Source organism: Crossiella sp. CA-258035, from assembly GCF_030064675.1.
Classification (GTDB): domain Bacteria; phylum Actinomycetota; class Actinomycetes; order Mycobacteriales; family Pseudonocardiaceae; genus Crossiella.
Map to the genome: position 1 here is coordinate 4,381,529 of NZ_CP116413.1, position 10,639 is coordinate 4,392,167.

The window sequence follows — 10,639 nt, forward strand, 5'->3', positions numbered from 1 at the left end:
AGGCGCGCAACGCGGCGGGGGAGATGGCGCTGCGCGGTGACCTGGCCCCGTTGTTCGCCGAGTTGCCCGGTGCGCTGGTGCTGAGCGAGCTGGAACGCGCGCGCCAGGCGGAGGCGGACGCCCTCATCGCGGGGTACGAGGGGCTGGAACGCCTGCTGTACCTGGCGATCGCGGTCGTGGTCGGGGCGGACCTGGGCACGGTCATCCGGCGTATGGGCGCGGATCCGGCGGACTGTCCCGAGGCTGGCCTCCGCGCCTACGAGGAGGTCACCTGGGTGGCTTTGGAGAGCAGGGTGCAGCTGGCCGGGATCATCCCGATCGGCGAGGCGTTCAGCCGCGCGGTGAGCGCCGACGGCGGGATCGTGGCGTCCCACTTCGACACGTCCGGTTTGGCGGAGCGGTCCGGGCTGTCGCCGGAGTCCCCGCGGGCGCGGGAGATCGCCGAGCTCACCGCCGGCGCCACCGGTGCGCCCCTCAACGAGCACGACCTCGCCGAGCTGCGGCACTCGATGACCAACCCCGATCCCACCAGCGCAGCCCACCGGCACGCCGCGCGGGCTGTCATCGGGTTCACCGGCCTGCTCAACAGATACCTGTCGTTGATGGCCACCATCAACGGAACGCCGCAACCGGATGCGGAGGACACGGGGGTGAGCGAGGAGTGGCTCGCCGCCGCCCTCGGCCGCTGATCACGATCCGCTACCGCAAGGGAACCAGCGCCTCCGGCCCCAGTGCCGAGCCGATCGGCTCCGGCACGCGCAGGTCCTCGTGCGCGTAGAGCGCGCGCACGGCCGGGGGATGGTCGGCGGCGCACACCCTGGCCAGCTCGTCGAGCAGGGCGTCGTAGTCCGGGCCGGTCGTGCCCGCGTAGGCCTCGGTCATGCGGCCCCATTCGTCCCAGGGCAGCATCTCGACCTTGTTCAGCGCGGCGAGGTCCCGCACGGCGTTGCCGCTGATCTCGGCGGGCCCCCAGTTCTCGGTGCCGTCCACGCCGAACCGGGACGCGTCGATCTCGCCGCGCCGATGGGCCAGCCACGCCTCACCGCCGGTGAGGAAGTCCCCTGGGCGCAGGTCGTGCAGGTGGGGCCGCGCGTTCCCGCAGAGGTGCTCGGTGTCGACGCGGACCCAGCGCGTGCCGTTCCAGTACTCGGTGATCCAGTGGTCGACGGCCCTCCCCGGCTGGAAGTAGGTGGCGAAACCACAGCGGGCGCGCGCGGCGATCCCCCGGTGACGCAGCAGCGCACAGCCCAGCACCGCGAAGTGCCGGCAGCTGCCGACCACGCGTTTCCGGGGTTCGCGCGGGACGGTCAACGGCGCGGGATCAAGTGTGAGCAGCTGCTGGAGGAGTGAATTCACCGGCCGAATTTGGTTGTCCTCGAAGCGGTCGGCGGACAGGTTCAACTCGGGTGTGTCCATGGGGTGAATTACCAGGTTGCGGACCGGTCGGCAGATGTCCACCGGATCAGTGGCCGCCGACTCCAATGCGCGGGGGTCCACACCGTTCAGGCTGGTGAACGGGCCGGGGGACACGTAGTCGATGTTTGCCGCCATGCGGTTGACGGTAGCGGCTATAGGGGTTAATTCGCCATATTCGGCGGCATCTGGCCGGAAGTATTGCTATTTACTGTGCGAATGAATATCCACGCGGTGGTCCTGGGCGGCGTGCTGGCCGGGATGCTCGCCGCGTCCGCACTCACCGGCTTCGCCGACCGGGTCACCATCATCGAACGCGACCAGTATCCCGACGGACCGGTTGACCGCAAAGGCATTCCCCAGGCCAGCCACACGCACGTGCTGATCGCCGGTGGCGCGCACGCGATCGACCAACTGCTGCCGGGCACCATCGACACCCTCATCGCGCACGGCGCCCAGCGCATCGGCCTGCCGAGCAGGTTCCTGGCCCTGGCCTCCCGTGGCTGGCTGCGGCGCTTCGACGAAGCCCAGTTCCTGATCAGCTGCTCCCGCGCCTTGCTCGACTGGGTGGTCCGCGACAAAGTGCTGCGGGACAAGAAGATCGCGGCCCGGGAGGGCACCGAGGCGATCGGCCTGCTCGGCGACGCCCAGCGGATCACCGGTGCACGGTTGCGCGACCGCGACACCGAGGCCGACCTCGACGCCGACTTCATCATCGACGCCACCGGGAACTCCTCCCGCGCCCCGCGCTGGCTCGCCGACCTCGGTCTGCCCGCGGTCACCGAAGAGAAGATCGACCCGGACATCTTCTACGCCACCCGCCTCTACCGCGCCCCCGAAGACGCCAGGCACGACTTCCCCGAGATCAACATCGCCTCCGACCCGACGGTCAGCCCGGTGTTGCAAGCCGGTGTCCTGCTGCCCATCGAGGACCACCGGTGGATCGTCACGCTGGTCGGCCCCCGCTCAGCCAAGCCGCCGGTGGACGACGAGGGCTTCGCCCGCTTCGCCAGGAACCTGCGCCACCCGGTCATCGCCAACCTCATCGCCCGCGCCGAACCACTGACCGCGCCACGGCAGTACCGCATACCCGGCAACCGCCGACGGCACTACGAACGCATCAAGCCCTGGCCCACCGGCTTCCTCGTACTCGGTGACGCCGCCTGCACCTTCAACCCCGTCTACGGCCACGGCATGGCCATCGCCGCCCGCAGCGCCCTCGCCGTCCGCAACGGATTGCGGTGCAACGGAATCGACCGCGGCGGCCCAATCATCCAACGCGCCGTCGCACGCCAGGCTGACCTCGCCTGGACGATGGCCACCACCCAGGACCTCCGCTACCCCAACACAACCGGCCCCCGCCCCGGCCGCTTCTCCGGCCTGCGCCAGGCATTCCTGGACCGCCTCTCCTGGGCGGCCACCGGACGTCCCGCGGTGGCCGCGGCACAGTTCGACGTCTACACCCTCGCCGCGTCCCCGCTGCGGCTGCTGGCACCGCGGGTCCTGCTCGGCGCTCTGCTCGGCCCGGGTCGCCCGCCCTTGACCGAACCGCCGCTGACGTCCGAGGAGTGGCGGGCTTGCCGGGGATGAGCGGCGCTGACCACCCCAGCACGGCCAGGTCCGGCGGCACCAGCGTGGTGGAGTTGACCAGCTCGCGGATCGCGTAGTCGTTCAGCGCGTTGCCGACCGGCTGGCCGACCTCCTGACGGGTCGGGAACGGTACGCCGCTGCGGGAGAGCCGGGTGCGCACGTTGATCACCATGTGTTCGACGCGTTTGGGCTGCCAGCGTGCTCCGGTTGGAGGTTGGCGAGCTGGGCGGCGGTTTCCTTCCAGGTCAGGGGTTGCGGCCGTGGGTCGTACGGCAGGTAGCGCTCGCCGAGCACGATCAGCACCAGCCGCTCGTCCTGGGTGAGTGACCAGACCCGCGGTGGCCTGGTGACGTCACCGGGCAGCGTCGCGGGCGGGCGCCGTCGCCAGTGACGAAGGCCTCCAGCAGGTGCTGCCGCCTGCCGAGCCGCGGATGAACAGCGGCGTGTAGCCGTCGCTGAGCAGCACCGGGTCCTCGTCCTTGAACAGCTGGCGGTCCGGTGGCACCCGGATCAGCATCTGGCCGGTGTTGGTGACCCACCACAGGCCGTCGCCGTGCCTGCGGCTGACCTGGGGGTAGTCCTCGCCGAGGCGGACGCGCACCTCCGGGCGGTTGCGGCCGAACAGCAGGATGCGGCCTTCTCGTGGGCCGAAGACGAGTCCACCGTGGACGGTCAGCACGGGCACGCTGCCCGGCACCGCGCCCGCGACGCCCCTGGTCAGGCTGCCGTGCGACCGCGGCAGCAGGGTTCCCTCGTTCTCCCGCACCGTTGGCACCTCCGTCACTTCGGCAGCTTCGCGGCCATCGCCGCGGCGAAGTCCTTGCGACCTCGCACAGCGACATCTCCGCCTCGCCGATCGTCTCGATCAGCACCTGCTCGGCCTTCCGCAGTCCCTCGGGACTGGTGTAGGGGCGGTACTCGAGCCAGAGCCTGCACATGCCGCCCCCGTCGAACTCCCTGCGCACCGCCTTGCGGCCGTTGACCTCCAGCTGTTCGCCCTCCCGCAGCGAGATCGGCGCGTCCCGGTGGAACACCACACCGCGGCGGGCTGTGTCGCGGCAGGCCGGTCCAGGACGATGATCCGTTCGCAGCTGTCCTCGGTCTTGGGTCCGCTGAGCACGGTGGGCGCGCCGATCTTCTTGCTCAGCCAGCCGGAGGTGACTTCCGGCGACTTGTCCAGCAGTTGGGCCTGGACGTTGGCGATCCCGTTCTGGTCGCGCCGGATGGTCACGTCGCAGTGGTCGAAGTCGCCGTAGTCGCTCTCCAGCTTCGGCTCGCCGAACCCGCGCAGCGCGGCGGCGTTGAGTTGCCCGCACGGGTCCATCGAGTGCTGCTGGTCCGGCGGCGGCTCGGCGCCCGGTGCGGGGGAGGGGGGAGGGGGGAGTCCGGACTGAAGAACACCACGCCCGCGACGACCAGGGGCACCACCGAGGCCGCGGCGCCGGCCAGCAGCAAGGTGCGCCGCCGGGACCGCCGGATGGCGCCGGGTTCGGCCAGCAGTTCGCGCGCCTGCTCGGCCGTCGGTCGCTGCTTCGGGTCCACGGCCAGCAACCGGGTGAGCGTAGTTCGACTCTGGACCCCGCTCCCAGCATTCGAAGGGCAGCAGGACGTGGACTCGCTCCTGTAGGCCGACGTGCCCGGTGCGGAGCCCTCGGTCGCAGAAACCGTCCCCACGCCGATGCGGCACCGTGGAGCGACCGGACGAACGACGGGTCGTGCACTTCGCAGAGTCCGCGGCAATCCGACGTGCTGTGGCCAGCATGTTCGCCGAATGTTATCGGCATCAGCGATCTGTCCGTAACGAACCGCCGGTGACCTACGACGTGAAGATCGTCCGCTCGGACCGACGAATAGCGGAACTCGGTGGTCCACCTATCCGGCGTTCCGTTTCTCCTGCGGACCCTCGGCGGTGAACCGTAGGTCCAGTGGCTAGGATGGAGGTGATGTCACCATGTCGAACGGGCGCACGGGTTTGCTGAAGAGTTCGCCATCGAGCAGATATGTCGGGAACTGGGTCCAAGTCGAAGGTAACGGTCTAGGCTTCGGCTTCTGCAAGGCGAAGCTTCCGAACGGTGCGCAGGTCGTCTACGTCGATATACCTGGAGTGGCGGAAAAGCAGGTCGTCGTCCCGCTTGAGGAGATCACTTTTCCCAGGTTCTCGCTCGGCACCCCGGTGTGGATCAAGGGTGCCCATTACGGTTGGGTTGCGGCCGAGATCGTCGCGCAAGCTGGCTTCGGCGAGTACTGGGTTCGGGTCAGCGGGTCGGGTACTGACGTGCGACTACCGGGCGCTCGCCTGATGGTGCGTTGGAACAAGCCGCTGTGTGACCCGGTCGAGGCGTTGGCGAGCGGACTCTGCGACTCTCCCGAGTACTACACGACCCGCAGAGACTTCTTCGAGCACTTGGTCCGCCAGCGCGGTGCCTCCCGGGGCCTGACCGCTGCGATGTCCGCACCGATCAAGCTTTACCAGCACCAGTTGGACACCGCGGCCCGTGTGCTCGGCGACCCGGTCATGCGCTATCTGCTCGCTGACGAGGTCGGGTTGGGCAAGACCATCGAGGCTGGACTCGTTCTACGGCAGTTGCTGCTCGACGATCCCAAGATGGTTGCACTGGTGTCTGTGCCGGCCACGCTCGTCGAGCAATGGCAGGAGGAACTGACCGAGCGCTTGGCTCTTGGCACTGCCATCAAGCAGGGTCGAGTTCTGATCACCCGGCATGAGGAACTTCCCCGCCGAAAGGACCTGGGCCGCTACGGCCTAGTGATCGTTGACGAAGCGCACAAGACGATCCGTCCACTGCGGGAGGCACCGAGGATATGGGAGTTGTTGCAGCACACCCGTGCATTGCTGTTGCTGTCGGCTACCCCGATGCGGGGCGACCTGACGACCTTCCTGGGGCTGTTGAACCTTATCGACCCAGTCGCCTTCCCCATCGACAACGTGACGGCATTGCGAGAGCGGATGGAGCACCGTGCGTCCTCGGCCAACAGTGTGCGCGTGCTGGGGCTGCGGCGCGCCACACCCCGACAGCGCCGCAACGCTCTCGCAGATCTGGAGTCGCTGCACGGATCGGATCAGGTCTTCACCCGGATGGCGCAGCAGTGCCGCGCTGCCGATGAATCAGACATCGAAGTATGGCGGACCTTGGCTGAGTACGTCCGGGAGACCTATCGGATCAGCAGGCGGATGATCCGCCATCGTCGGGGCGGCGAGTCCGCGCGCGGCTATCCGGTCGCCGGACGGCGGGCAACCTACCTCCAACTCGCCGACCCAGCTCGAGAGATCGTTGACCAATATTTGGAAAGCCTGCGGGAACGGTGTACCGGTTCGGACGATGGCGAGAAGTTCGCGAAGGTGGTGAACGTCGCCCTGGCCGGCCCGCAGGCGTTGGCACACTACCTTCGGAATGATCTGGCGGCGGACCCGGCGGCCGGCCGACCTGCCCACCTGCGTGCCCTCGCCGAGCGGGCCGCTGCGCGACTCGCCATGGCGGACATCGAAACAAGACAGCGAACGGCGCTCGACGTCGTCGACGATCGCGTGCGTGACGGGCACAAGGTCGTGGTCGTCGGTACTGCAACGGCCGTCGTCGCGGACTTTCTGGCGGCAGCGTCCGACCGGTGGGGAGACAAGGTTCGCGGTCATCTGGTCAACATGTCGCAGCCGGACCGGAACACCGCGGTGGAGGATTTTCTGGAGTCGCGGGTCGTGCAGGTGCTCGTCGGCGACTTCACCCTGGAGGAGGGCCGGAACCTGCAGCGGGCGCAAGTGCTGGTGAATCTGGATCTGCCCCTGGACGTCAACCGGCTGGAGCAGCGGATCGGTCGACTCGATCGGTTCACCGAACGCGGCGATCGGGCCGAGGTGGTGGTGTTCGAGGAGCCGGACAGCGACTGGCAGACGCGGCAGGTCGAGTTGCTTCGTGACGGAGTCGGGATCTTTGATGATTCGGTGGCCACACTGCAAATCAGGCTGAACCGCATGCGGGCAGACATGATCGACTCCTTGATCGAGCGCGGCAGCCAGGCGTTGGCTCCCGACCTGCAAGCGCTGAGGACGGACTTCGAGAACGAACGGGAACAGGTCGACTTGCTCGAGGAATTGGAGTCGGTCACCACCGCGACCGACTTCGACGACGCCGGGATGGCCGAGTTGACTGCGACCGACGACGACGCTGCCGGACTTCGTGCGGCTTTCAAGCGACTGACCTCGTCACCACGGGGCGGGATCTGGCTCAAGCCCGTCGACGGGAAGCCGGAAGGGCTGGTGCAGTTCCAGGCCGACAACGGCAGGTCCGGACAGGCTCGAACCCGCCGAGTACCCGGACTCTCCGAGGTCGCCTCCCGAGAAGTCATTCCGCTCCTCGGCACTCCACGCGCCTATGCTCGGGATGTGGCGGTGTCCCAGCGGGCACCGTTGTTACGCGTCGGCGAACCATTGGTGGATTGGCTCGATCAACACTTGCGTATGGACGAACGCGGCCGTACCCGGGCGATCGTCCGCAAGACCAGTGCGGTCGAACTCCCTGAATTGTGGTTGGCCTGTGACTTCTTGGTGGAGTTCGACGCGGCGTACCTCGACGCGGAGACCCCTGCGGTCCGGCGACGCCTGCGCAGGCGAGGTGACGCACTGCTTCCACCGGAGGTCATTCGAACCTGGACCAGCATCGACGGTGTCGCCACTCCGCGCCTGGCCGCCGATGTGCTCGACACGCCGTTCACCGAAGGCGTCGACCACGTGCTGCGTGGGCCGAACTGGGCTCACGTGCTGCGTGCGTTGCCGGACTGGGCAGGCCAATGCCGGGCAAGTTTCCAGTTCGCCGAGCAACACCTGCGTGCGCAACCAGGGCTTACTGAACGCCCAGCCGAGGCCGAGCGGCGAGCCCAGGTGGAAGTCAACGCCCGACTCAAAGTCCTGCTGGCCCGATCGCACCGGTTGCCCACAGCAGCTGAGCGCAAGGGCGCCAAGCACGACATGGATCGGGAGGAGACATTGGGCGCGGCGCTCGTGAAAGGCATCGCCCGCCCGGCGGTGTCGGTAGTCGCATGTGGCGGGGTCGTGCTCTGGCCGGCGTCATGAGGTCATCGCACACCAAGTCCTTGCGCCCCCTTGAGGAAGACCAACTCCGCGCGGTCCTGTTGGATCCCGCAACCGGCGTGGACTCCTTCACGGACGACCTGTATTCGCGGGTCGCCCATCTGTGTCGCGTGCCGGACGACGGGAGTGATCTGGACGTGGCTGTCCTTATCCGACACCTGTTGCGCCGGTGGAGCCGGGCGGGCAACCGGCCGGAGCAGGTGGTCACCTCACCCAGCCTGTCCTTTCGGCTGCGGGCGGCGAAGGCGACGGACTTGGTCGAGAGCACCCCCGATCACTGGCGAGCGAGGCCGTGGCAGCCCCCCTGGCTTGCTGACACTGCCGACAAGCACAGTGGCGGACCAGACGGCGCTGTACTCGCCGGCACTCCCGGCGAGGCCCGCTTCAGTCAAGCCGGCCTCCCTGCTGATCCGTTCTTCTTCGACATCACCGGATTCACGTCGTACCGGACACCCGGCCAGCAGGCTGCGGTGCGCGCCGCGATGACCGCGGCTCCGGGTAGCACGATCACCGCGATGCTGCCGACCAGTTCCGGCAAGACCGAGGTCGCCCTGTGTCTCGCCGAGCGATGGAAGTACAGCGTCTGCCTCATCGTCGTGCCGACCGTGGCGTTGGCGCAGGACTTCGAGCGGCGGTTCCGCGACCACTACGCGAGCCGGAACGAGCGGATCAACCGAGACGACCTCGTATTCGCCTGGACCGCTGATACCCCTGAGGCCACCCGGCAGCGCATTCGCCTCGCGGTCACTGAAGGCAGGCAGCGCATCTTGGTGACTTCGCCGGAGTCGGTGACCCGGTCGCTGAGCCACACGTTGAAGCAGGCCGCAGGACGGGGCCGCCTCGGCGGGCTGGTCATCGACGAAGCACATCTGGTCACCCAGTGGGGGCGCGACTTCCGGCCAGAGTTTCGTACCCTGGCCAGCCTCAGGCGGGAGTTGTTGGACGAAGCTAAGTCGGCGGCCGTCCGGCTCCCGGTGACCCTGCTGCTCAGTGCGACTCTCGGCGCAGCGGAACTCAACGATCTGCAGCTGCTGTTTGGATCCCCTGGCCCGACCGCGCTTATCGCGGCGAACGCCCTGCGCCAGGAACCCGACGTGTGGCTTGCGGAGTCCGGGAGCACCGAGGACAGGGACGCCAAGGTCTTGGAGACTCTCGCCCACGTGCCGCGTCCGGCCATTCTCTACGTCACCAGTCCGGAGGATGCGGACCGATGGGCGACGCGACTCCGCGAGATCGGATATCAACGCCTGTCGGTTGTCAGCAGCAAGACGACCAATGACAACCGCGCCCAGGTGTTGGCCGCCCTTCGAAGCACGCCCGAGCAACCCGCGCGTACCGACCTGGTAGTGGCCACCTCCGCGTTCGGCCTGGGCATCGACTACGCCCATATCCGCACCGTGGTGCACGCCTGTCTGCCCGAGACCGTCGACCGTTGGTATCAGGAGTTGGGTCGCGGTGGTCGCGACGGCCACGCGTGCGCGGGTTTCCTGCTGACTGGCCCGGAGGATCTCCATCAAGCCGAGCAACTTGCCACGAAGGTCCTGTCAGCGAAGGTCGCGCAGAGGCGCTGGCGCGACCTATGGGCACACCGCAGGGAACTCCCGCACGGGCACTTCCTTGACCTAGAGGGCAGTAGCGGTGCGGCCGAGGAGGGTAGTTACAACCGCAAGTGGAACGTGCAACTGGTGCAGGGACTGGTGGAGTTGGGTGCTGTCGAACACCGCCGGGTCGACTTCGACGACATCCTCGAGTTGCGCGGGGAAGGTGAGGCACGACCGGACTGGGTGGCTGTCGAGCTGATCCGGTCCGACCTTGCCGAGGAGGAATTCTGGAAGGTTCACTGGAGCCCTTGGCAGCGAGAGCAGCGGAAGCGATCGATGGCGTCGCTGACCACCATGTGTCGAGTGGTCTCGGGGGAGGTCTCCGCGTGTGCTGGCATCGCGGACTCCTACCAACCGGATGAACGGGTCTGGGAACGGCACGGCGATGCGGCTCGGTGGGTCGCACCTGAGGCCAAGTGTGGTCGCTGCCCGCGGTGTCGGCAGGACAGGGTCGCGCCGCCCGGTGATCCCGCCCCGCGCCCCTTGCAGAAGTGGGTACTGGGCGAGGAGGACCTCAACCTCGACGACCTAAAAGCGGTGGCCGAAACCTACCCGGGACTGATCGTTCTTGCCGCCGCTGATCCCGTGGCGATCGCCCCTCGCCTGGCGAAATCGCTCGTCCGACGGGGGATCAGGCACCTGGCTGGACCTGTCGGCGAGTTCGGTGCCGAGGACAGGTTGTTCGTCGACCCCGCTCCGACATCTCCCTGGGCGCTCACCCCCCGCGGCGTGTTCGTCGTCTACCCACCCGGAGTGCGGATCACTGCTTCCTGGTTCAACCGCGCCACTCGGCTGCGAGCCCGAGATCCGGCGCGGCCACCCGTGGACATCCTCCTCGTCCCGTCGGATGCCAGGATTGACGGCAAGGACGTGGTGAGGCACCTGCGTGCACTCGATGCAAACATCGCCTTGCAGATTCTCGGAGACTGACCTC

At 67.9% G+C, this 10,639-nt stretch carries 7 protein-coding genes; 4 read left to right on the forward strand and 3 right to left on the reverse strand.

Annotation, left to right across the window (positions count from 1 at the left end):
• Positions 1–23 precede the first annotated feature (23 nt).
• Entirely contained in the window at positions 24–689 is a 666-nt protein-coding gene (locus tag N8J89_RS19910; protein ID WP_283665879.1) for a hypothetical protein, read from the forward strand.
• Positions 690–699: 10 nt separating this feature from the next.
• Here the strand turns inward: N8J89_RS19910 and N8J89_RS19915 are convergent, their stop codons facing one another.
• Positions 700–1,551, reverse strand: coding sequence for a transglutaminase domain-containing protein (locus N8J89_RS19915; protein WP_283665880.1), 852 nt, complete (start codon positions 1,549–1,551; stop codon positions 700–702).
• An 81-nt stretch (positions 1,552–1,632) separates the two neighbouring features.
• Between N8J89_RS19915 and N8J89_RS19920 the strand changes: the two genes are divergently transcribed.
• Positions 1,633–3,003 carry an NAD(P)/FAD-dependent oxidoreductase gene (locus tag N8J89_RS19920; RefSeq protein WP_283665881.1) on the forward strand — a complete coding sequence of 457 codons (1,371 nt, stop codon included), beginning with the start codon at positions 1,633–1,635 and terminating at the stop codon, positions 3,001–3,003.
• Positions 3,004–3,168: 165 nt separating this feature from the next.
• Here the strand turns inward: N8J89_RS19920 and N8J89_RS19925 are convergent, their stop codons facing one another.
• Both N8J89_RS19925 and N8J89_RS19930 read right to left on the reverse strand, forming a co-directional pair.
• The gene (locus tag N8J89_RS19925; RefSeq protein WP_283665882.1) at positions 3,169–3,306 is read right to left on the reverse strand and encodes a hypothetical protein; all 138 of its coding nucleotides are present in this window, start codon (positions 3,304–3,306) and stop codon (positions 3,169–3,171) included.
• Positions 3,307–3,355: 49 nt separating this feature from the next.
• On the reverse strand, positions 3,356–3,787 hold the full coding sequence (locus N8J89_RS19930; protein WP_283665883.1) for a hypothetical protein: 432 nt from the start codon (positions 3,785–3,787) through the stop codon (positions 3,356–3,358).
• Between the two features lie 1,167 nt (positions 3,788–4,954).
• Between N8J89_RS19930 and dpdE the strand changes: the two genes are divergently transcribed.
• Positions 4,955–8,086: a protein DpdE gene (dpdE, locus tag N8J89_RS19935; RefSeq protein ID WP_283665884.1), complete on the forward strand. Its 3,132-nt coding sequence runs from the start codon at positions 4,955–4,957 to the stop codon at positions 8,084–8,086.
• 77 nt (positions 8,087–8,163) lie between these two features.
• Complete coding sequence (gene dpdF, locus N8J89_RS19940; protein ID WP_283665885.1) at positions 8,164–10,635, forward strand: protein DpdF; 2,472 nt, start codon at positions 8,164–8,166, stop codon at positions 10,633–10,635.
• The last annotated feature ends 4 nt before the right edge of the window (positions 10,636–10,639 follow it).